The sequence below is a fragment of the Massilimicrobiota sp. An142 genome (genome assembly GCF_002160725.1).
GTDB classification, from domain to species: Bacteria; Bacillota_I; Bacilli_A; order Erysipelotrichales; family Coprobacillaceae; genus Allocoprobacillus; species Allocoprobacillus merdigallinarum.
Genome location: NZ_NFLD01000029.1, coordinates 15871 through 38965, shown reverse-complemented (window position 1 = coordinate 38965; position 23095 = coordinate 15871). Strand labels below are relative to the sequence as shown.

General features: G+C 30.7%; 27 protein-coding genes and 1 other annotated feature. Of the genes, 24 read left to right on the top strand and 3 right to left on the bottom strand.

Going from position 1 to position 23095, the window contains the following annotated elements:
- The first annotated feature begins 228 nt into the window (after positions 1 to 228).
- The 6 genes from B5E87_RS11545 to B5E87_RS11520 all read left to right on the top strand — a co-directional run bounded on the left by B5E87_RS11545 (position 229) and on the right by B5E87_RS11520 (position 7182).
- On the top strand, positions 229 to 660 hold the full coding sequence (locus B5E87_RS11545) for a hypothetical protein (RefSeq protein WP_087245055.1): 432 nt from the start codon (positions 229 to 231) through the stop codon (positions 658 to 660).
- A gap of 102 nt (positions 661 to 762) precedes the next feature.
- Positions 763 to 4050, top strand: coding sequence for an immunoglobulin-like domain-containing protein (locus B5E87_RS11540; RefSeq protein WP_087245054.1), 3288 nt, complete (start codon positions 763 to 765; stop codon positions 4048 to 4050).
- 126 nt (positions 4051 to 4176) lie between these two features.
- A complete protein-coding gene (gene fba / locus B5E87_RS11535; protein ID WP_087245053.1) occupies positions 4177 to 5043 on the top strand; it encodes a class II fructose-1,6-bisphosphate aldolase in 867 nt (288 codons plus the stop codon).
- A 245-nt stretch (positions 5044 to 5288) separates the two neighbouring features.
- The gene (locus tag B5E87_RS11530; protein WP_087245052.1) at positions 5289 to 5873 is read left to right on the top strand and encodes an AfsR/SARP family transcriptional regulator; all 585 of its coding nucleotides are present in this window, start codon (positions 5289 to 5291) and stop codon (positions 5871 to 5873) included.
- A gap of 93 nt (positions 5874 to 5966) precedes the next feature.
- Positions 5967 to 6470 (top strand): diguanylate cyclase domain-containing protein, encoded by a 504-nt coding sequence (locus B5E87_RS11525; protein ID WP_143746908.1) that lies wholly within the window; start codon positions 5967 to 5969, stop codon positions 6468 to 6470.
- A 154-nt stretch (positions 6471 to 6624) separates the two neighbouring features.
- Positions 6625 to 7182, top strand: a complete 558-nt coding sequence (locus tag B5E87_RS11520; protein ID WP_241147172.1) for a hypothetical protein — start codon at positions 6625 to 6627, stop codon at positions 7180 to 7182.
- Positions 7183 to 7221: 39 nt separating this feature from the next.
- Here B5E87_RS11520 and trpS read toward each other — a convergent pair whose 3' ends face one another.
- Entirely contained in the window at positions 7222 to 8211 is a 990-nt protein-coding gene (gene trpS, locus B5E87_RS11515; RefSeq protein ID WP_087245050.1) for a tryptophan--tRNA ligase, read from the bottom strand.
- Between the two features lie 35 nt (positions 8212 to 8246).
- Positions 8247 to 8446: a binding site (T-box leader), on the bottom strand.
- A 103-nt stretch (positions 8447 to 8549) separates the two neighbouring features.
- On the opposite strand from trpS, the gene spx reads away from it, so the two are divergent.
- From spx to B5E87_RS11485, 6 genes are all read left to right on the top strand, one after another.
- The gene (gene spx, locus B5E87_RS11510) at positions 8550 to 9005 is read left to right on the top strand and encodes a transcriptional regulator Spx (protein WP_087245049.1); all 456 of its coding nucleotides are present in this window, start codon (positions 8550 to 8552) and stop codon (positions 9003 to 9005) included.
- A 123-nt stretch (positions 9006 to 9128) separates the two neighbouring features.
- The gene (locus B5E87_RS11505; protein WP_143746907.1) at positions 9129 to 9395 is read left to right on the top strand and encodes a hypothetical protein; all 267 of its coding nucleotides are present in this window, start codon (positions 9129 to 9131) and stop codon (positions 9393 to 9395) included.
- Between the two features lie 39 nt (positions 9396 to 9434).
- Entirely contained in the window at positions 9435 to 9893 is a 459-nt protein-coding gene (locus B5E87_RS11500; RefSeq protein ID WP_143746906.1) for a hypothetical protein, read from the top strand.
- Positions 9847 to 11397, top strand: coding sequence for a putative bifunctional diguanylate cyclase/phosphodiesterase (locus B5E87_RS11495; protein ID WP_158095609.1), 1551 nt, complete (start codon positions 9847 to 9849; stop codon positions 11395 to 11397). Before B5E87_RS11500 ends, B5E87_RS11495 begins: the two co-directional genes overlap by 47 nt.
- A gap of 2 nt (positions 11398 to 11399) precedes the next feature.
- Positions 11400 to 12353: a glycosylasparaginase gene (locus B5E87_RS11490; protein WP_087245045.1), complete on the top strand. Its 954-nt coding sequence runs from the start codon at positions 11400 to 11402 to the stop codon at positions 12351 to 12353.
- A 10-nt stretch (positions 12354 to 12363) separates the two neighbouring features.
- On the top strand, positions 12364 to 13104 hold the full coding sequence (locus tag B5E87_RS11485) for a copper homeostasis protein CutC (RefSeq protein ID WP_087245044.1): 741 nt from the start codon (positions 12364 to 12366) through the stop codon (positions 13102 to 13104).
- A 6-nt stretch (positions 13105 to 13110) separates the two neighbouring features.
- Here the strand turns inward: B5E87_RS11485 and B5E87_RS11480 are convergent, their stop codons facing one another.
- Positions 13111 to 13683, bottom strand: a complete 573-nt coding sequence (locus tag B5E87_RS11480) for a CYTH domain-containing protein (RefSeq protein WP_087245043.1) — start codon at positions 13681 to 13683, stop codon at positions 13111 to 13113.
- A gap of 80 nt (positions 13684 to 13763) precedes the next feature.
- Between B5E87_RS11480 and B5E87_RS11475 the strand changes: the two genes are divergently transcribed.
- On the top strand, positions 13764 to 14540 hold the full coding sequence (locus B5E87_RS11475; protein ID WP_087245042.1) for an NAD kinase: 777 nt from the start codon (positions 13764 to 13766) through the stop codon (positions 14538 to 14540).
- Positions 14537 to 15358, top strand: a complete 822-nt coding sequence (locus tag B5E87_RS11470) for an RluA family pseudouridine synthase (RefSeq protein ID WP_087245041.1) — start codon at positions 14537 to 14539, stop codon at positions 15356 to 15358. Before B5E87_RS11475 ends, B5E87_RS11470 begins: the two co-directional genes overlap by 4 nt.
- Here B5E87_RS11470 and B5E87_RS11465 read toward each other — a convergent pair.
- Complete coding sequence (locus B5E87_RS11465; RefSeq protein WP_087245040.1) at positions 15352 to 16560, bottom strand: FtsW/RodA/SpoVE family cell cycle protein; 1209 nt, start codon at positions 16558 to 16560, stop codon at positions 15352 to 15354. The genes B5E87_RS11470 and B5E87_RS11465 overlap by 7 nt on opposite strands.
- 80 nt (positions 16561 to 16640) lie before the next feature.
- Here B5E87_RS11465 and B5E87_RS11460 point away from each other — a divergent pair, with 80 nt between their 5' ends.
- From B5E87_RS11460 to pflA, 10 genes are all read left to right on the top strand, one after another.
- Complete coding sequence (locus B5E87_RS11460) at positions 16641 to 16988, top strand: PTS sugar transporter subunit IIB (RefSeq protein ID WP_087245039.1); 348 nt, start codon at positions 16641 to 16643, stop codon at positions 16986 to 16988.
- A 215-nt stretch (positions 16989 to 17203) separates the two neighbouring features.
- Entirely contained in the window at positions 17204 to 19276 is a 2073-nt protein-coding gene (gene pflB, locus B5E87_RS11455; RefSeq protein ID WP_087245038.1) for a formate C-acetyltransferase, read from the top strand.
- 17 nt (positions 19277 to 19293) lie between these two features.
- A complete protein-coding gene (locus B5E87_RS11450) occupies positions 19294 to 19500 on the top strand; it encodes a hypothetical protein (protein ID WP_087245037.1) in 207 nt (68 codons plus the stop codon).
- A gap of 14 nt (positions 19501 to 19514) precedes the next feature.
- Positions 19515 to 19757 (top strand): autonomous glycyl radical cofactor GrcA3, encoded by a 243-nt coding sequence (gene grcA3 / locus B5E87_RS11445; protein ID WP_087245036.1) that lies wholly within the window; start codon positions 19515 to 19517, stop codon positions 19755 to 19757.
- 221 nt (positions 19758 to 19978) lie between these two features.
- Positions 19979 to 20539: a chromate transporter gene (locus tag B5E87_RS11440; RefSeq protein WP_087245035.1), complete on the top strand. Its 561-nt coding sequence runs from the start codon at positions 19979 to 19981 to the stop codon at positions 20537 to 20539.
- Positions 20536 to 21096 carry a chromate transporter gene (locus B5E87_RS11435; protein ID WP_087245034.1) on the top strand — a complete coding sequence of 187 codons (561 nt, stop codon included), beginning with the start codon at positions 20536 to 20538 and terminating at the stop codon, positions 21094 to 21096. The genes B5E87_RS11440 and B5E87_RS11435 overlap by 4 nt, the downstream gene beginning before the upstream one ends.
- 109 nt (positions 21097 to 21205) lie before the next feature.
- On the top strand, positions 21206 to 21382 hold the full coding sequence (locus tag B5E87_RS15090; RefSeq protein WP_158093935.1) for a hypothetical protein: 177 nt from the start codon (positions 21206 to 21208) through the stop codon (positions 21380 to 21382).
- A 234-nt stretch (positions 21383 to 21616) separates the two neighbouring features.
- Positions 21617 to 21832 carry a hypothetical protein gene (locus B5E87_RS11430; protein WP_087245033.1) on the top strand — a complete coding sequence of 72 codons (216 nt, stop codon included), beginning with the start codon at positions 21617 to 21619 and terminating at the stop codon, positions 21830 to 21832.
- 1 nt (position 21833) lies between these two features.
- Entirely contained in the window at positions 21834 to 22106 is a 273-nt protein-coding gene (locus tag B5E87_RS11425; protein ID WP_087245032.1) for a hypothetical protein, read from the top strand.
- Positions 22107 to 22332: 226 nt separating this feature from the next.
- Complete coding sequence (pflA, locus tag B5E87_RS11420) at positions 22333 to 23079, top strand: pyruvate formate-lyase-activating protein (protein WP_191492403.1); 747 nt, start codon at positions 22333 to 22335, stop codon at positions 23077 to 23079.
- The last annotated feature ends 16 nt before the right edge of the window (positions 23080 to 23095 follow it).

Here is a 23095-nt window from a genome sequence, read left to right as displayed (position 1 = left end):
CCTGATAATACCATTATAGAATTTCCCGTGATTTTAAACCAGCATAAGAGAAAACAAAAAAAGAGATTTCCCGTAAAACTTATTCGTTTTGGGAAACCCCGTGACTTCTTAGACTATCTAAAAATCTTACATTTTTTTCTTAATATAAGTCCACTTTTATTATAATTTTCTTGAACGATAAAGTCTACGTTATCGTTCTTTTTCATAATTAGAGAGCGAGGTAAGAAAATGTCGTTTATTACAAAAAATATGTATTTTACTGTATCAGTATTTTCGAAAGATTGTATGTCTGGTTATATACATAGCCCAGTTTTAAAAGAAAATATCGAATTTAAAGGATTGATACATCTTATTCTTTTGATGAATAAAATTATGCAAGATTGTAATATTCCAAAATACGATGAAAAATATCATAGTTTTATATCTCAAAATAAAATGAAAATAAAGATAGGATATCAAAAAATCAATAGTGATAATTTTGAAATATATCTTAAACAATCAATGAAATATAAAAAAGAATGTCAAAAACATTTTGAAATTATAGTGAAATATAGACAAAATCATACATGGCAGGGAAAAATATATTGGATTGATGAAAATAGAACTACTTTTTTTAGAAGTGCATTAGAAATGATAGAAATCATTTACTATGCATTATAGTAAAAACGATATTTAAGTGAAATTATAAAATCTTACATGGAAAGGAGGAAATAAAGAAACAAATTTTTATAAAATGCAGTCTAAGAATAGGAGGGAATAATTTTGAATAAACTTGTGAAAAAAATAGTTTTATGTGCATTAGTTTTAACTATGACGTGGATATATCCAAATATATCCGTGTTTGCTGAAGATAGTATTGTAAGTGATTCTTCTGAAATATCTCAATTAGAAAGTTATACATCAAATGATGCAGAAAACAAAGAAACAGAAGAATCAAAACAAGTATCATTAAATAATGAAGAAAATATCATTTATGTTTCGCAAAGTGGTGAAGGTGATGGATTAAGTTTAGATTCGCCAAAAGCTTTTGCTTCAGCAATGAATGATGCAAAAGGAGGAGATACATTTATATTGGTTGAAGATATTACTCTTACAGATCAATGGGATACTCCAAATGTTGGGATAACGGTTAAAGGTATTAATGAACAAATTGTATTAACTTTAAAAAGTGGTTCGTATATTGATAAAAATAAAGGAGCAAGTATAATTTTGAATGGATCACTTAAGATGGATACAATATGCTTGAAAACAATAAATAATAAAAATACTCTTTTAATTGTAGCTAATGGAAATAATTTGGTTTTTGAAAAAGGAGTCAACATGACTTCATCAGCAACAAAATATATTTTTGGTGGAGGATATTATACTGATACAAAAAGTACTTCATTAACAATCAACAGTAAAATTACTGGTAGGTGTTATATTTATGCTGGTGGTTGCTATAGTAATGTGGATGGAGATACGAATCTTATAATGAATGATTCCAATTACGATACAGTTTATGGTGGTGGATACTATGGAAATGTATCTGGAAATACAAATGTTGAAATTATAGGAGGTTCTTTAATATCTACTGGACGTAGTATTTATGGTGGTGGAAATGAAGGTGTTGTTTCAGGAAATACTAATGTTAGTATTCAAAATATTGGAACCGATAATGCGAACTTTTATGGTGGAGGAAATAATGGTGATATTGGAGGTAATACTAATATTGAAATGAAAGGCTGTCATAGTACAGGAAACAAAATGTATTTTCATGCAGCAGGAAAAGAGAGTAATGTATTAAAAAATGTGAATATGACTGTTACAAATTGTGATTTTAAAACAAATATTGGTGCAGATAAAGGTTTTTTTGCAGGTGCATCTGGAGATGGAATTGTATATGGAACAGCTACTATTAATTTTGTTGATAATAAAGATTATTTAGTTGTTCATGCTGGTGGTTATAAAGGGTCAACAGAAATGGTTGGTAAGGTTAATATAAATATAACTAATACTAAGTTTTATAGAGCTTTTACAGTAGGAACAAAAGATAGTATAGTTCATGATGTAGATATAAATCTTTATGATGGTGGAGCAAACCGAGAGCCAAATGCTTATCCAGATTCATATTTGAATAATTATAGTTATGATGAACAATATTCAGACATAAAAACGAAAAAACCTTTAGGTGAAGTCAATGTTAATGTTTATGGTGATACAACTTGGACACAAATTGATGAATTTCCAAATATTCATATTTTTAATCAAGCAGTTTTGAATGAACGTGCAACTGAAAAAAATTTATTTAACAATTGTGACAATGTAACTATTGATGAGGGAGGATCATTAAATTTATTACAGGATAATGAAATTAAAGGAAACTTTAAATCGAGTGGTAATTTATCATTTGAAGATAGTCAAAATCCTGATGCAAAACTTATTGTTGATGGTACGGTTACTAGCTATGAAGGAGCATCATATACTTCTGCAGATTTTGCAACAACATATAGTAACAGTTCTGCTTTCCTTCAAATGAAAGGTGATTCAGATAAACAAGCACAATTTACATCAACAAATGAGAATTATTATGTTTCACATCGAGATAGTAAAGATGATGGTATTAAACAAGAATGGTATCTTGTTCAACCAGTCGTTATTGGTTTAAAAGATCAGACAATATATACGGGTGGAGAAGATAATGAAAACGAATATGGTCAATTCCCTGAACCAATATATACCGGTTTATTAGAGGATGTGACTTATTGTGTTGATGGAAAAGAATTTGAACCAAGTGAAGAACACTTATATCCATGGTCAGTTCAATATATGGATGAAAATCAAGATATTATAACAGATGATACACAAGCAGGAGATTATATAGCTAGAATAGTTCCGGATGGTAAAATTACTTTATTAGATGGATCTCCAGTAGAGTTTACGGATGGACAATTACGAATTAGATATGTATCAAATGTTGAAGAGGCAGAAAATAATGAGATTGTTTATAATGCTTTATATCAAGAACCTAGTCAATTAGATGAAGGTAAAGCAGTTGTTGTTCTTGATAAAGAATCTAAAATTTATTTAAATGATACAGATATAGAAGTTAAAGATACAAGTGGAATTGCTTTAATGTTTGATAATATACTAGGTAGTCCTGATGGTGAAGAAGAACGTATAAAATTATTAAAAGAAAAAGCTGAGGATTTAGGTTTTAAATTTAATGACGAAATGTATCAATTTAAATATTTAGATCTAGTAGATACACATAATTCTAATGCGTGGGTAAGCTCAGAAAAAGGAAGTACAATATATTGGGCATATCCTAAAGGTACAAATCAAAATACTGAATTTAAATTATTACATTATCAAGGATTGCATAGAGAATATGGATTTGATGGTGAAGATGATGTTTTTAATGCTATTGAAAATTGTACAGTTGAAGAAGTATCAATAGAAAAAACTGAAACTGGTATAGTATTCCATGTCAATAAATCAGGTTTCTCACCTTTTGTTTTAATGTGGTCTATACCATCATCAGTCATCAATGAAATTCCAGTTATAAAAGCAGAAAATCAAACTATTGAAGTCGGAACTGAATTTGATGTTATGAAAAATGTAACTGCACATGATAGTGAAGATGGTGATTTAACTGCAGAAATTAAAGTTATTAAGAATACTGTTGATACAAAAGTCGTTGGAGAATATGAAGTTGTATATATGGTTACTGATTCCCAGGGAGCTAGTACGACTAAAACAATAATAGTTAAAGTTGTAGGGCCTTCAAAAACAGATGATGATAAGACGGATAATGATAAGACGGATAATGATAAGACAGATGATAATAAAACTGATGATCAAGATAACAAGGAAGATGATATTGTAGTAGATGTTACACCATCCCAACCAGAAAAAGATACTCCTGAGCAATCAAATAATAATGAATCAACTGCTCAAACTGTTAAAACTGATGATAATTCCAAGATTATTTTATGGGCTGGAATAACAGTTTTAATGTTGGGATTATGTACTCATATTTATTTATTAAATAAAAATAAAGATGAATAATTTATTTAGATAAAAAATTATCTCTTTTGCCTAATGATTTCTGTAAAAAAAGAGAATATTTATGGAAATTTTCATAAAATCAGTGTATGATATATGTGTAAAAAAAATGTAAAGGAGATTTGAATTATGGGATTAGTTTCAGCTAAAGAAATGCTTGATAAAGCAAAAGCAGGTCACTATGCTGTTGGTCAATTTAATATCAACAACTTAGAATGGACTAAATCAATTTTATTAACTGCGGAAGAATTAAAAGCACCAGTTATTTTAGGAGTTTCTGAAGGAGCTGCTAAATACATGACTGGATATAAAACAGTTTCTGCAATGGTGAAAGCAATGGTTGAATCTTTAAATATTACTGTACCAGTTGCTTTACACTTAGATCATGGTAGTTATGAAGGAGCTAAAGCTGCATTAGAAGCTGGTTTCTCTTCAATTATGTTTGATGGTTCTCATTATGGAATCGAAGAAAACATTGAAAAAACAAAAGAAATCGTAGCTTTATGTCATTCAAAAGGTGTATCAGTTGAAGCAGAAGTTGGTTCAATTGGTGGAGAAGAAGACGGAGTTATCGGTAAAGGTGAAGTTGCAGACCCTAAAGAATGTAAAATGATTGCTGATTTAGGTGTAGATTTCTTAGCAGCAGGTATTGGAAACATTCATGGTAAATATCCTGCTAACTGGGAAGGTTTAGATTTTGATGCATTAGATGCTATTCAACAAGAAACAGGAACTTTACCATTAGTATTACATGGTGGTACAGGAATTCCTGCTGATATGATTAAAAAAGCTATCACATTAGGAGTTTCAAAAATCAACGTTAATACTGAATGTCAATTATATTTCCAAGAAGCTACTCGTAAATATATTGAAGCTGGTAAAGATTTAGAAGGTAAAGGATTCGATCCTCGTAAATTATTAGCTCCAGGTGCTGAAGCTATTAAAACTTGTGTTAAAGAAAAAATGGAATTATTCGGATGCATTGGTAAAGCTTAATTTCATGTGAAGCAAAGTCAACTCATTGAGTTGGCTTTTTTCTGTATAAAAATACATATTCATTCATCTTTGATTATATGTAAAAAGAACATTTCATAGAAAAAATAACAAAAAAAGACATCATCTTTGTCAAAAATGTAAGCGTTTTTTTGAATTGTGTTATTATATTCTAAAATTCTTGTCAAATTTAAAGAAAACTATTAAAATAAAAATGAAAACACAGATTATATAGGGAGCGGGGTTATATGTCAATGAACGATTATGTTCATATAACAATGTTTCGTAAATTTTCGTTTTCATATCATAATTGTACAATTGATAGTGACACAATGAAATCTGAAAAACTTGTGAAATTATTTGCTTATCTCCTATCTCATTATCAGCGAACAGTGCCTTCTAATGAACTGATTGAAATGTTATGGTATTTAGATGATGTTGATAATCCTATAGGAGCATTAAAAAATTTAATATATAGATTAAGAGCCTTATTAAAAAAAGAGTTTGGATTTACAGATTTTATTATAACTGGAAAAGGATCGTATGCGATTAATCCGGCATATCATTTAAGAATAGATACAGTTGAATTTGAAAAGTATGAAAAATATTTAAGGGATTCTTCAAAACCAGAATATTTTGAAAAGTTTCTTAATGAATATACAGGGAAGTATTTGGTAGAAATTAAAGAAGATCATAATACTTTATCTAAACGTGTTTATTATCATTCACTTTATATGGATAAGGTTGTTGAATATGCAAAGCTGTTGGAAGATAAGCAGGATTATGAGAAGATGGAAATAATAGCTAAGCGTGCTATTGAGATTGATAATTGAGAAGAGTCTATTTATGAAATCTGGATTCGTTCTTTATATTTTCAACAGCAGTATAAAAAAGCAAAAGAGATATATAAAGCAACAACTGATTTATTGTATCAGACTTTAGGTGTTAAACCATCTAAGTCAATGCTGAAATTATATGAAATGATTAAAAAAGAAAGTCATGATGAAGATTTAGATATTATGGAAATTCAACAGGAGCTTTCACGTGATGAAGCTTATGGTGCTTTTCTTTGTGAATATGGAACATTTAGAGAAATATATATCATGCAATCAAGAATGATGGGAAGATTGGGTATATGTTCTCAGTTATGTTTAGTTACTATTCTTGATCATTCACAGATTAAGGATCAGTATGCGCAAAAAGCTATTGAAAGAATGATGACGAAAGTACAGGATGCTTTACTCAGTGGACTTCGTATTGGTGATGTTGTATGCAGGTTAAATGTGAATCAGTTTGTTGTTCTTTTGCCTGCATGCCATAATGACGATGCCAAAGGTGTTATGAGTAGAGTTTTACGTAAAATAAAATATTCATTGAATCATACAACATTAACGATTGATTTCATGGTTGGAGAAATCATGCCAAAGTAATAAAGCGTGACAAATAAATGAAACAACATATATTGAAATACCCATTTTAGACTTACTGCAACAGTGAGTCTTTTTCTTTTTATGATGATTATAGAATGGTCTTTTTAGGTATAATAAACATATGATACATTACAGGGGGTTGAATATTTTGTTAGTGAATTTTGTTTATGATGATGAAGAATTATTAGAACCATATGAGTGGCAGGACGATGATTCTTATGAAGAAATAGAAAATGCACCTCTTTATCATGTTTCAACAAAACAGTTACATGATTTTTTATATGCCAAGTTTTATCAATTCGGAGGAACAGATGGTATTTTTATTGTTGGTGATGGTCATTATTGCTTTGTTGTGGATATTAAAAATCATATGATTGTACGTAGAGGAACTTTTTCATGGCAACAAAGACAACAGATTAATGACATATTAAAACAAGAACCGATGACTTTTTTTCAATATCAGATCAAAGATGAAGCTTATGATAAAGAATTTGGTTTAACAAGAAATGAGCGTTTAAAGAAAATGTGTCTAGAAGAAGTTATTGATGAGATTTTTGTGGTCCGTTATGATGTCTTTTTGGAAATATGCCAACAATTTCATATTGAGGGAGAAAATCCCAGTGAAAAATATTTAGCTTTAAAACATAAGATTGAAAAAGGATATACATCCCTGCATGAATTATTGTATAAAGAATTGGTTCAAAAAGGTTAAAAAGCAAACTTCATATCCTTAAGAAGTTTGCTTTCTGTTTTATTTCTTTTTAATTGTAATACCGATTTTTCTTTCCACTTTGGCTAGTTTTTTTCTTGCAATGATGCGTGCTTTCTTGGCACCTTCTTCTAAAATATCATCTAAATAAGAACCGCTCATAATTTCATGATAACGATTTTGTATCTTCTCAAGTTCTTCTCCTAAAACTTCAGCTAAATCATTTTTAAATTCTCCATATCCTTTACCATTATATTGTTTTTCAAGATCTTCAATAGGACGATTTGCTAATATTGAATAAATTTCCAACAAGTTAGAAATACCTGGTTTATTTTCAGGATCATAATGAATATGACCATCGCTATCAGTCACGGCAGATTTGATTTTCTTTTTAGAAATATTGATATCGTCTAAGATATAAATGGTTCCTTTTCCTAGTTCATCAGATTTAGACATCTTCTTTGTAGGATTTTGTAAATCCATGATACGTCCACCCACTTTAGTCACTAATGGTTCTGGAAGTTTGAAAGTTTCGCTATAACGTGAATTAAATCTTTCAGCAATATCACGACATAATTCTACGTGTTGTTTCTGATCTTCACCAACTGGTACAAAATCAGGATCATACATTAAAATATCAGCATTCATTAATGAAGGATAATTAAATATACCAGCACCAATGACTTCATTTTTGGCTTTCTTATCTTTGTATTGTGTCATACGTGAAAGTTCTCCCATAGACACCATACATCCTAAATACCAACCAAGTTGAGCATGTTCTAAAACATCAGACTGTAAAAATAAAGTGACTTTTTCAGGATCTAATCCAGCAGCAATATACAATGCAATTAAATCTTTCGTATTTTTACGTAAATCTGCAGGCTTTTGATAAATAGTCATAGAATGAAGATTGGCAATAAAAATAAACATTTCATATTCATCCTGATAAGAAACAAAAGGTTTGATAGCTCCAATATAATTACCTAAAGTCACACGACCAGTTGGTTTAATTCCACTTAACATTCTTTTCATCATAACGACCTCCTTTAAAATAAAAAACGTCCTTAAAAAAGGACGTATAAATACGCGGTACCACCTTTATTCATATCATTGATATGCACTCTTGTCTTAACGCGACTCACGAAAAATGACTCATGCCATTTTTAGCTCCAGAATCCCAATTCATTATCGTTCATGGCTTGTTTGCATCACCCACAAGCTTTCTTAACATGAATAGATAACTACTCCATTCTTTCATTGCTGTAAAGTCATTATAGAACGACAAAGATGTAAAATCAATAGAATCATAAAAAATAATTTCATAATTGTTGAAAATGATGTATAATGAGTAAACAAGAGGAGATGATGTAATGATTAGAATTTATACAGCACCAAGTTGTGCTTCATGTAGAAAAGTCAAAGCATGGCTGAAAGAACATCAGATTCCTTATGTTGAAAAAAATATTTTTTCTACATTATTACGTGAAACTGAGTTAAAAGAACTTTTAGAAAGAAGTGAAAATGGAACAGATGACATTATTTCTAAAAGATCAAAGATTATTAAAGAAAATAAAATAGATTTAGATGATATGTCTATTAATGAATTAATTCATTTTATTCAAGAAAATCCATCTATTTTAAAAAGACCTATTATTATTGACGAAAGACGTTTTCAGGTCGGTTATAATGCTGAAGAAATTCGTGCTTTTATTCCTCGTGAATTGCGTCGTTTACAAGAATGTAATAATAGTGACTTCTGTCCACAATTTACTGATATTAAGGAACAATATTATCAGGATCACAAATGTGATGATGGTTGTGAATAAAAGATAATGAGTCGTTTCTATACTGATATAGAAGCGATTTTTATTTTGTGAGAGAATGTTTTATAGTTGTCAAGAAAGTGATATAATATCATGGAGAAATGAGAAATAATGGAGGAAAAAATGATGATAAAAGGGGAACTTGAGAAAAAAATGAAAAAAATGATCATAATTTCTTCTGTTATTGTAGTGCTGCTTTTGACTATGAGTATTTTTTTGCGTATTTATTTAAATCATATTGTCAGAAATAATATGATTGACCAAATTGATAATACTGTTGCTAAATACATTCATATAATACAAAAACAAATAGATAATGATTTTCAATTTTTAGATTCTTTTGCTAGTGTTTTACAGATGGAAAATATAACAAACAATCAAGAATTTCCATAGGTTTTAGAAGAAACTAATGAACAAAATGATTTTATAACGATGATGTATTTTGATTTGGATGAAAGGGGAGTTGTTGCCAATTTAAATCAAGAGATATTGGTCAATAAGCCTCTAACAGATTTTCAAGAAGAAATTCAAAGTGTGGTTTATGATGCTTTGGCTGATCAACGTACTGTATCTGATATTTTTCAAAGTCAATTAACTCATGAAATGATTTATGCTTATGGAATCCCAGTTTATCAAAACAAACAGATTGTGGGAGCTTTAATCGCTACACAAACAGTAGAATTGCTGATGGATGCTGGGCAAGGAAGTGGTATTTTAGGTGGGGATACATATGCTTATCTTGTTGATGAATCTGGTCAAGTTTTAGTCAACTCTCAATATGATATTTTTCATCAGACTTCAATATTTCAACAACCTTTTTTTGCAAAAACAAGATTATCAGCAAATGAAAGAACATTTAAAAGATCATCAAGATATAACATTTTCATTTGAATATGAAAATGCACAATATCATGCTCTATTAAAACCCATTGGATTAAAAGGTTGGAACCTTTTATGTGTTAATATGTTGGAAAATTCTCACTTGTTTGCTGATAGGAATATGAGAATGGTAGGCTTGATATTTTTAAGTATCATATTGTTAGTTATAGGATTATTGATTTATGGATATCGTATTATTTTAAAAAACAATCGTGAGTTACAGAAAGTCGCTTATTTTGATCATTTAACAGGAGCGTATAATTTTTCTTGTTTTATGACTTTGGGTGAACGATACTTTATGGATAATAAATGTTGTAGTGTGGCTGTTTTAAATATTCATCAATTTAAGTTTTTTAATGAAATTTTTGGACATGATTTGGGAGATCAGTTGTTATGTCATGAAAAGAAAGTGATTGAAAACAATCTACATGATGGAGAATTTTTTTGCCGAGATACAGCAGATCAATTTTATGTTTTTCTATGTGAAACAGAGGAATCCGTTTTATTGACACGCCTTAATCAAATGATGGAAGAGATTATTGAATATATGGATTTATTACATACAAATTATCATTTGAAGATTCATTGTGGTGTGGCGATATCAAGTGAAGAGCTGATTGTGGATAATTGTTTTGAAGATTTAATGGTCAGAGTTATGTTTGCTTTAGCAAAATCAAAGGAAACGCTACTTTCTAATATTTGGTTTTATGATATTGAATTACATAAACAGGAAATAATGGATAATTATATTGAAAGTCATATGGAACAGGCTTTAAAAGATGGAGAATTTCAATTATATTTACAGCCAAAAGTTGATATGGAAACGGGTCAATTACAAAGTAGTGAAGCTTTAGTCCGTTGGATCACACAAGATAACCAGCAATTGTTTCCTAATCAATTTATTCCTATTTTTGAAAAAAGTGGCTTTTGTATGAAATTAGATATGTATATGTTTGAACAGGCGTGTCTACAAATTAGAAAATGGATGGATCAAGGCATAGAGCCTATCGGTATTTCTGTCAATCAATCTAAATTATTGTTCTATGAATCTGATTATGTCGAACGATTAAATGCGATTGTTCAAAAGTATCAAGTACCAGCTCATTTGCTGACTTTAGAAATATTAGAAGATTTGGTCATTAATAATGTAGATGCAGTCAATGAAAAGATAGAACAGCTACATCAAATAGGATTTAAAGTTTCAATGGATGATTTTGGAAGTGGTTATTCATCTTTAAATATTTTAGGAAAGATCGATATTGATGAATTAAAGATAGACAGAATATTTTTACAAGAAATATTAGATGGAAAAAATAAGAAAGCTCAAATTATTTTGGAAGAAATTATTAAATTGACAAAAATTTTATCTATTTCTACAGTTGTTGAAGGAATAGAAACAAAAGAATATCATGATTTTGTAAAGTCACTTGGTTGTCATTATGGACAGGGTTATTATTATGATAAACCTATAAGTCAACAAGAATTTGAAATACGATATATGAAAGAAAGGAGATAAACATGTGGGGGATTATTGCAACTTGGCGTATGGCTAAGGAAGGGATTGAAAAAGCTGAAAAAATATTAGATAGTCAAGGTGATGCTGGTGACGCTATTGAAATGGCTATTAAAGAAGTGGAAGATTTTCCTTATTATAAGTCAGTGGGATATGGTGGATTACCTAATGAAGCCATGGAAGTAGAATTAGATGCAGCATACATGAATGGAGATACTTTAAGTGTTGGAGCAGTGGCTTCTCTTCAAGATTTTGCAAATCCTATATCAATTGCCAGACGTTTATCGCATGAAACAGTCAATTGCATGCTGGTTGGTCAAGGGGCTGAAAGTTTTGCCAGTCAGGAAGGTTTTGAAAGAAAGAATATGCTTACGGATCGTGCTAAGATTCATTATAAAAATCGCATCAAAGAAGAGCAATCAAAACTCCAGCCATATGCTGGTCATGATACAGTTGGGATGGTGTGTTTAGATGATTCAGGTAAGATGACAGCAGCGACATCAACGAGTGGATTGTTTATGAAGAAAAAGGGGCGAGTTGGCGATTCACCTATTATAGGTTCAGGTTTTTATGTAGATTCACAAATTGGAGGAGCTTCAGCGACAGGTTTAGGTGAAGATTTAATGAAGGGATGTATTTCTTATGAAATCGTCAGACTCATGGCACAGGGAATGCATCCACAAAAAGCTTGTGAAAAAGCTGTTTTTGAACTTGAACAAAAGTTAATCAAAAGACGAGGGCATGCAGGGGATTTATCTGTTGTGGCTATGAATAAGGATGGAGAATTTGGTGTAGCAAGTAATATTGAAGCATTTTCTTTTGTCGTTTGTTTACCACATTTAAAACCAACTGTTTATCTGGTGCAAAGAGAAGGAAATCATTGTACCTATCAACCCGCCAGTCAACAATGGCTTGATGAATATATGCAAACACGCATGGCCCCATTGAAAGAAAAGTAGAGGAGATTGTATGAAACCAATAGTAGAAATTTGTTGTGGGAGTTATAGTGATGCTTTAGCGGCATGGAAAGCTGGAGCAACACGCATTGAATTGAATAGTGCTTTATCATTAGGTGGTTTGACACCTTCATTGGCCACACTGAAAATGACAAAGCAAAATACAGGTTTAAAAGTCATAACAATGATTCGCCCTAGGGGTGCTGGTTTTTGTTATGATGAAGAAGAATATGAAGTGATGAAACAGGATGCAAAGATCATGTTAGAAAATGGAGCAGATGGCTTGGCATTTGGATTTTTAGATGCATCAGGACATATTGATCAAAAACGTACCCAGGAATTTGTTGAGCTCATCCATGCCTATCATAAGGAAGCTGTTTTTCATCGTGCTTTTGATTGTGTAGATGATCCTTTTCAGGCTATTGAAATATTAATTCAATTAGGTGTTGATCGTCTTTTAACAAGTGGTTTAAAAGCAAAAGCGATAGATGCTCTTGAACTTTTAGAAAAGCTTCAACAGCGTTATGGACAAGATATAGAAATCTTAGTTGGTAGTGGTGTGAATGCTTCAAATGTTTTAGAAATCTTACAGAAAACAAAAGTGCAACAGATACATAGTTCTTGTAAAGATTGGGTTGAAGATGCTTCAACGATAGCAAAAGATGTTTCTTTTGCTTATGCGCCTGCCCCACATGAAAAAGATTATGAAATCGTCAGTCAAAAATTAGTTGAAAACATACTTCAACAATTATAAAAACAGTCACTTATGACTGTTTTTATATGCTTCAAAAGCACGTGCAACTTTACTTGGACAATTGTGTTGATAGTGTAAATGATAAGGCTCAATGATTTTTAAAAATTGTGAGAATCCTTGGGTTTCATCATTGACTTCAAATTCTAGTTCATAATCATGTTGATCTAAATAAGTATTTTCATCTAAAGATAAAACACCTTCAGGTAATTGAATATCATAGCGATGGGTTGTTAATGAAAAGGGATGTTGTAATTCATTGATCTTAATGCCATCATTTTCTAAAATATCCGTGATTTCGTTTTTTAAACGATGTTGCAAAAATAAATTTTTTTCTGTTTCTGTTAAAGACAGATTGGTTTCTAAACGATGATTTTGATAAGGTCTTTTTAAAGTGAGTTCGTACTGATTGTTTTTAGTACGAATACGTAACATATATTTTTTTTGAGATAAAATAGGGTGAGTGAAATAATCGTTGATTTGGATATAATCTTTTGTTATTTTGTTTTGATAATCATGAAGAATTTGATGGAAGATATCTTGGGTTAAAAGAATTTTATATTCTATTTCTAATTGTTGCATTGAAATCACCTCACCTTATTTTATCTTGTATTGCATTCTATTGCAATTTTTATATAATATAAATCATAGGTGGTGAAGTTATGAAAACATATGCAATTGTATGTAAACAAGATCAGGAATCTATCACACTCAGTGAAAAATTAAAAGAACAGTTAAATACGTTTTTGACATATAATGAAAAAGAACCAGATATCGTGATTAGCGTAGGTGGCGATGGAACAATGCTTTATAGTGTGCATAAATATATAGATGCAATTGATCGTGTTGCTTTCATTGGAATTCATACAGGAACGCTGGGATTTTTAACTGATTATCAGCGTGATGAATATCTACAGCTTGTTTTGGATATTCAAAATGGACAACATCGTATTTATGAACGTCATTTGTTGGAAGTGTCTTGCTTAGAAGGAACATATTTTGCTTTAAATGAAGTGAGAATTGAAAATAATCGTCGTTCTCAGGTTATGGATGTTTATATTAATGATGAATATTTTGAAACTTTTAGAGGAAATGGTCTATGTGTATCAACCCCAGTAGGGTCAACAGCCTATAATAAATCTTTAGGAGGTGCTGTTATTAATACTTGTACAGGATTGATGCAGTTAAGTGAAATTGCAGGTATTCACCATAATGCTTATCGCTCACTAGGCTCTTCTTTGATTCTTGATCAATCGCATACAATTCGTTTTCAGTCACAAAGTTATCAGGGGGCTATTCTTGGCGTTGATCATCTGGTTATTGATTTGAAAGATAAGGATTGTATCTGTGTCAAAATGTCTTCCAAAAAAGCACGTTTTTTACAATATAGAAATGTGTCTTTTACACAGCGCTTAAAAAGGGCATATCTGAATTCATGAAACAATATTGGATTATAGATGAACCTTGTGTTATTGGTGAGTTTCTTTTACGTCATGGAATCAGTCAAAAAGCAATCAAAGCTATTAAAATGAAGGGAGAAATTCTAGTAGATGGAAAACATCAGACAGTTCGATATCTATTGCAGGTTGGGGAAACCTTAACCATTATTTATCCACCAGAAGACAATCATATGGTACCGGTTGAAATACCATTAAAGATTGTCTATGAAGATGATTATTTATTGGTTGTTGATAAGACTAAGGGATTGCCTTCGATTCCAACTCGTCAGCATCCCTATTATACTTTAGCGAATGCTTTAACTTTTTATTATCAGCAAATTCATTTGAATTCAACTATTCATCTTGTTAATCGTTTAGATAAAGATACCAGCGGATTAATGATTGTTGCAAAATATCGTTATATTCATGATAAAATCATGAAAGATCTCCAGCATATTGATAGACGTTATCGTGCTCATGTTAAAGGGATAGTCAAAGCGGGTGGAACCATTCGTTTGCCTATTTATAAAGAAGAATTCCAAATGAAACGTATGATTGATAAACGTGGGAAAGAATCTTGTACGCACTATACGGTCAAAGCTATAAAACATGATAGAACCCTATTAGAAATGAAACTTGAAACAGGAAGAACACATCAGATTAGAGTTCATATGGCTGCTATTAATCATCCTTTGATTGGTGATAGTCTATATGGTGATGGTCAGGGCAATTTTGATTTAGATAGTTATATGGTTGGATTTGTACATCCAGTTACAAAACAAAAGATTGTTATAACAAAAAAACAGGTCTGTTATTGAATCACAGATCTGTTTTTCATAATATTATTTTGAGTATTGATATCAATAAATAATGCAACTGCAATCATGTAAGATAAAAGTGAAGACCCACCATAAGAAATAAACGGCAATGTAATACCTGTAATAGGTAATAGACCTAAAATCATACCCATATTCCATATCTGCTGAAACAACAGCATGCCAATGATACCGATGGTCATGAACTTATCTTGCTGATTGGTAGAATCAAGCCCAATCTTTAAAATGATGATATCAAAAGCAACAATAGCCCCAACGGTAATCAAACCACCAACAAAACCATAATTTGTTAAAATAACAGCAAAGATAAAATCGGTCTGCGCTTCTGGGAAGACTTTAATGACAGATTGGAAACCATGTCCAAACCATCCGGCACTTCCATAAGAAAGTAAAGAATTAAACAATTGATATCCTTCTTTGTTGTATGTGCCTTCAGGGTCAAGCCATCCATAAAAACGATCAACTTGATGGGAACTTAAAAACTTTTCAAAAATCTCAGGTTGATAAACAAAGAGATAGGCTCCTATCAACAATATAATACTAATCAAGCCAAAACCAAAAATGAACCATTGCTTTCTAAGACCACTGGAAAAAATAACAAAAGCAGCACCAACTAATAAAATCAAAACAACACCCGTATCATTTTGAAGTAAAACAAGTAAAGCAGGGGGAATGACGACTTTCATACATTTCCAGATATATTTGATTTCTGTTTCTGTCGTATGAATGAGATAATAATCATTATGCTCTTTTGTGATTCTCGCTAAAGCTATAACAATCGCAATTTTCATGAATTCTGATGGTTGTATACTTAAAAAAGGAAAGTTAAACCATGAGGTTGCCCCCCCAGCTGTATTGACCAGAGGAATAATATGATGGCCAGGCCATAATCTTGTATAAATGAAATGCTCGATAGCCAAAATAATTAAGAGAACCATCAATATCCAATAGATGATCCATATTTTATCATAAATCTGATCTTTCCCTATTTTATATATAATAAAAACCATAACTGCAGAAATTATATAAAAAGCGCCTTGTTTTAACCATAATGTTTCAGGATTTCCAACTTTATTAGAAATCATAGGCGTAGCACTTAAAATAGCAAAACAGCTAATCAATGCCAGAATACAAATGATACAAATCAATGGTTGTTCACGACAGAGTTTTTTGATTTGTTCCATGACATTGCTCCTTTCTTTTTTTATCTTCTTATAGTATACTATAAAAAAGAAATACTTCAATTAAAAAAGGATGTGAAAATATGGATGTTGAATATATTTTTGTTGTGATTGCGATTATTTTGGCTTTGATTTTACTTTATTTTGGATTTATTCATTTTATTAAGAATAAACGTTTAGATCAGGAAATGAAATCAACATTACCAATTGAAGAATTATTGCAGGCTCTTGGTGGGAAAAACAATATTAAAGAAGTACGTAGCAGTGCTTCTAAAGTTACAGTTGTATTGGATAATCAACAGCTTGTCGATATTGAAAAAATCAGATCTTTAGGAGCAAGTGGAATTGTTGAAGGAAAAGACAGTTTATCAATGATTTTTGGGAGACAGTCAGAAAATATAGAAGCTGATATGAAGAGATATATAGGATAACCTGTATATCTTTTTTTTGTAAAGATTTTGTAAAAAAATCAATTTTTGAAGCATATAAATAGCATTAAAAAAAAGAATCTGTTATATTGAAGTTGTCAAGTTCCAGCGACTCATTTTATGGCAGAAAATTGCGAAAAAAAACAAGTTATTTTATTGTTTCAATAGTATATTAGTGCTATAATGAATGAGAAATAAACAAACAGGGGGTTTAGAAAATGACATTTAAAGAAAAATGGAATGATGCTTGGGATGGTTTCCAAGCAGGGAAATGGAACAAGGAAGTGAATTTAAGAGATTTCATTCAATTAAACTACACACCATATGATGGTGATGATTCTTTCTTGGCTGGTCCTACTCAAAACACAAAAGATTTATGGGCACAAGTTATGGATTTAACTAAGCAAGAAAGAGAAGCTGGTGGAGTTTTAGATATGGATACAAAAGTTGTATCAACATTAACTTCACATGATGCTGGTTATTTAGACAGATCTAAAGAAAAAATTGTTGGTGTTCAAACTGATAAACCTTTCAAAAGATCTTTACAACCATTTGGTGGTATCCGTATTGCTGAACAAGCTTGTGAAACAAATGGATATAAAGTGGATCCAGAAGTTTCTTATATTTTCAGAGAATACAGAAAAACACATAACCAAGGTGTATTTGATGTTTATACTCCAGAAATTAGAGCTTGTCGTTCTTCACATATTATCACTGGTTTACCAGATGGATATGGACGTGGACGTATTATTGGTGACTACCGTAGAGTTGCACTTTATGGTGTAGATAAATTAATTGAAGATAAGAAAAATCAATTTGCGACAACTGAAAAGAGAATGACTTCTAAAGTTATTCAATTACGTGAAGAATTAAGTGAACAAATTAGAGCTTTAAGTGAATTAAAAGAAATGGCTGCAAAATATGGTTTTGATATTTCTAAACCAGCAACTAACTGCCAAGAAGCTATTCAATGGTTATACTTTGGATATTTAGGTGCAGTTAAAGAACAAAATGGTGCAGCAATGTCTTTAGGACGTACTTCTACATTTATTGATATCTATGTAGAAAGAGATTTAAAGAAAGGATTATTCACTGAAGAAGAAGTCCAAGAATTTATTGATCATTTCATTATGAAATTAAGAATTGTTAAATTCGCAAGAACTCCAGAATATAACTCAATTTTCGCAGGAGATCCAACTTGGGTAACTGAATCAATCGGTGGTGTTGGTGTTGACGGACGTCATATGGTTACTAAGACTTCATTTAGATATTTACATACATTATCTAACTTAGGAACAGCTCCTGAACCAAATATGACAGTTTTATGGTCAACTCGTTTACCAGAAAACTTTAAAGCATTCTGTGCAAAAACTTCAATTGAAACTTCATCAATTCAATATGAAAACGATGACTTAATGAGAGTCACTCATGGTGACGACTATGCAATTGCATGTTGTGTATCTTCAATGAGAGTTGGAAAAGAAATGCAATTCTTTGGTGCACGTGCTAACTTAGCTAAATGTTTATTATACGCTATCAACGGTGGTGTAGATGAAAAAACTAAAAAACAAGTTGGACCAAAATATAGACCAGTTGAAGGTGATTACTTAGATTACGAAGATGTTAAAGCTAAATTTGTAGATATGATGTCTTGGTTAGCTGGTGTATATGTTAACGCATTAAATATCATTCATTATATGCATGATAAATATGCTTATGAAAGAATTCAAATGGCATTACATGATAGAGAAGTTAAACGTTATTTCGCAACAGGTATTGCTGGATTATCAGTCGTTGCTGACTCTTTATCAGCTATTAAATATGCTAAAGTTAAATGTATTAGAGATGAAGATGGTGTTGTTGTTGATTACGAAGTAGAAGGAGATTTCCCTAAATATGGTAACGATGATGACAGAGTTGATGAAATTGCAACATGGTTAGTTGAAACTTTCATGGCAATGGTACGTTCTCATCATACTTATAGAAATTCTTATCCTACAACTTCAATCTTAACAATTACTTCTAACGTTGTATATGGTAAAGCTACAGGTAATACTCCTGATGGTAGAAAAGCTGGTCAACCATTTGCTCCAGGTGCTAACCCAATGCATGGTAGAGATTCTCATGGTGCTATTTCTTCATTATCATCAGTTGCTAAATTACCATTCAAAGATGCACAAGATGGTATTTCAAATACATTTACTGTCATCCCTGGTGCTTTAGGAAAAGACGACCAAGTTTTCGCTGGTGACTTAGATATCGAATCAATTAAAAACGGAAATCTTGATTAATAGAAAGAAGTGAAAACATGGCTACTCAAAAAGAAATTGATGAACTAGTCAAAATGTTAGATGGTCGCATGAGCTCTGGTTCAGGACATGTTAATGTTAAAGTGAATGAAGATGCTCATATTGAAATGGAAGAAGTCACTGTTGTGTCAAAGATGGATTGTGATAGTGGTGATACTGCTTGTAAGATTCCAAATTTACCAATGGATGACGATGATGAATTTTAAAGGAGGAGAAAATCATGGCTGCAAGTGAACAACAAGTTGAAAATTTAGTTGGAATGTTAGATGCTTATGCTTCAAAAGGAGGACATCATTTAAATGTTAATGTTTTAAACAGAGATACATTACTTGATGCTCAAAAACATCCTGAAAAATATCCACAATTAACTATTCGTGTTTCTGGATATGCTGTTAACTTTGTTAAATTAACAAAAGAACAACAAGATGATGTTATTTCTCGTACATTCCACGAAGCAATGTAATGAGGATGAAAAAGGTGCTGAGTTAAGCACCTTTTTTGATGTTATAAAAGAACGAATGAAACTTATTTTTAGTGGGATTTTTGAGTTGTCTCAATAAAACAAAAGTTATATATCATTAATGAGAGAGTCGTTTATCGTAATTAGCTGATTCTTATATATACAAGATATAGAAAATCAAACTAATCGGTTGCTTTAATGAAGTTCAAGAAAGAAGTGATGGGATGAAAAATAATAAATTAATACAATTATTTGTATCTACACTTTATTTAAGTGCTTTTACTTTTGGGGGAGGATATGTCATTGTGACATTGATGAAAAAGAAGTTTGTAGATACACTTCATTGGATTGATCAAGATGAAATGTTAGATTTGGTGGCTATAGCACAATCATCACCAGGGGCTATTGCGGTGAATGGAGCCATTGTTGTTGGATATAAAATAGCAGGTATACCAGGATTATTGGTTTCTATATTAGGAACAGTTATTCCTCCCTTTATCATTATATCTGCCATTTCTGTGTTTTATGAAATATTTCAATCCAATATTTATGTTAAATTGATATTGGATGGAATGCAGGCGGGTGTAGGTGCAGTGATTTGTTCTGTTGTTTATGATATGTCAAAAGATCTTATCAAAACAAGGAACTGGATGAACAATGCTATTATGATGATTGCATTTGTTGTCACATGTTTCTTTAATGTCAATGTGATTTATGTGATATTGATTTGTATTGCTATAGGGATTATCAGAACGTTTTATCATAAAGGAAGTGATCATGTATGATTTTGCTGGAACTTTTTTTGAGCTTTTTACAGGTAGGATTGTTTAGTTTTGGTGGTGGATATGCAGCCTTGCCATTGATTCAAAATCAGGTCGTGACATTACATCCTTGGTTATCACTGAGTGAATTTACTGATTTGGTCACAATTTCTCAAATGACACCAGGGCCTATTGCGATTAATTCCGCTACATTTGTTGGTCAAAAAATTGCTGGCGTTTGGGGTGCCATATTTGCAACTATTGGATGTATACTCCCATCATGCATCATTGTTTCTTTGTTAGCTTATCTCTATTTAAAATATAGAAAATTATCTATGTTACAAGGTATATTAGAAACGTTAAGACCAGCTGTTGTTGCGATGATTGCAACTGCTGGTGTGTCTATATTAGTCAGTGCTTTTTTTGGAGAAAATACAGTCCATACTTTATCATCTATGCGCATTGATATGATGATTATATTTGCAATTGGAATGATTTTATTACAGTATAAAAAGATGGATCCTATATATGTGATGATATTATGTGGTATGATGAAACTGATTGAATATTTGATATTGTAAAGAAAATTTTTTCTTTAAGTGGACTAAAAAATGTTTTGAAGTCTTCCTTATGAAAAGGAAATTATTGATTATGAAACAATGAGGAATTTAATAGGTGGTATGATTACTTATGTTTCATATGTATGGTTTTAAAGATTATAAGTTTGAGATAATTGTTGATAATGAGTTTTTACTAAAAAGATTTTCTATCACATTTAATGTATTAGATTTGGAAAGTAATGCATTCCAAAATCCTTTAGTTGGCTCTGCCATTATCGTAAAATATGATAGCGAAGATAATACCTAAGTATTAACAAGGCTAGAAATCTTATATGTCATGATATTCTGTGTTGATCGTTTCGAAAATAATTTCTTTGTTTTATTAGATAACCAACATATTAATAGAATCAATGAGATGCTATCTATTCTGTTTGGAAATAATGGGTAGGTCATTTGACCTACCCTTATAAATATAATATATGGATAAGAATGTTTTAAATTTGGTATATAAATGGTATAATTAAAAAAAGGAGTGATTGTAATGGATTTAAATCAAAAAATAGATATAAAAGATTTTCCAAGTTTAAATGACGTTTGCATAGTTCCAAAGAATATTTTAAATGAATTAATCGATTATTATAAATCTAATGAATATATAAAAAAGCATGTAAAAGAGGCAGAAGAAATTGTATTAGATAAGAGAAAAAGTTATACTCATGAAGAAATGATTGCTATATTAAAAAAAGAAGGATTATAGTATGTATAATATCAAATATAATGAAAGTATATTTATATTTGCTCAGGAAAATCATATAGTTATATCTGATATATTGGAACATATAAAAGACAATATCGAAAAATTTCCATATATGTATCCACTATATAATCGTCATGGAGTTAGTAATAAAAATTGTAGAGTTGTAAAAATACCAAATAGAAATTTAGAAATACTATATATTATTTTTGAAGATAATAAGATTGTTGTTATTGAAGATATTGCTTATTTAAACTCATCAGTAAAATTGAAATAATATTTAATCCTATTTAATAGAATTAAATATTATTTTTTTAACTGATAATGATGAGTATATTATTTACATGTTTAAAAGTAGTTATATTATCATTGTTTAAGTTAACAAATTTTATTCTACGCTTACGATAATGTTACATTTTGTTACTTTTTGTTTGAAAAATAAAACATATGAAATGATATTTTATAGAAAATATGTTAAAATAATAAAGAAAGTTGGTGAGATAATGAAAGGATATATTCATTCTTTAGAAAGTTGTGGAACTGTTGATGGTCCTGGAATCCGTTTTGTAGTCTTTTTTCAAGGTTGTCCAATGCGTTGTTTATACTGTCATAACCCTGATACATGGAAACCAAATACGGGAACACAGATGACAGTTGATGAAATTCTCAAAGAATTTAATACAAAGAAAGAGTTTTATAAAAACGGGGGAATCACTTGTACAGGTGGAGAACCCATGATGCAATTAGATTTCTTGATAGAATTATTTGAAAGATGTCGTGAAGAAAATATTCACACATGTCTAGATACGTCAGGTATTACTTTTCATGAAAATCCTGAATATTTAAAGAAATTAGATCGTTTGTTAGCTTCAACAAATTTAATTATGTTAGATATTAAACATATTGATCCTGAAGAACACAAAAAGTTAACTGCACAACCTAATGATATGATATTGAAATTTGCTAAATATGTAGATGATAAGGGTATTGATTTATGGATCAGACATGTTGTTGTTCCAACAATTACACAAAATGATGAATATTTATATCGTTTAGGTCAATTTATCGCAACCCTTAAACATGTCAAAGCTCTAGATGTTTTACCATATCATACTATGGGTGTTGCTAAATATAAGAACTTAGGTATTGATTATCCATTGGAAGGTATTCCACCATTAGATAAAAAAGATGCCGTCACAGCAAGAGAAGTTGTTTTAAAAGGTATGAAAGATGCACTCAATCATAAATAGACACCCATGTGTCTAT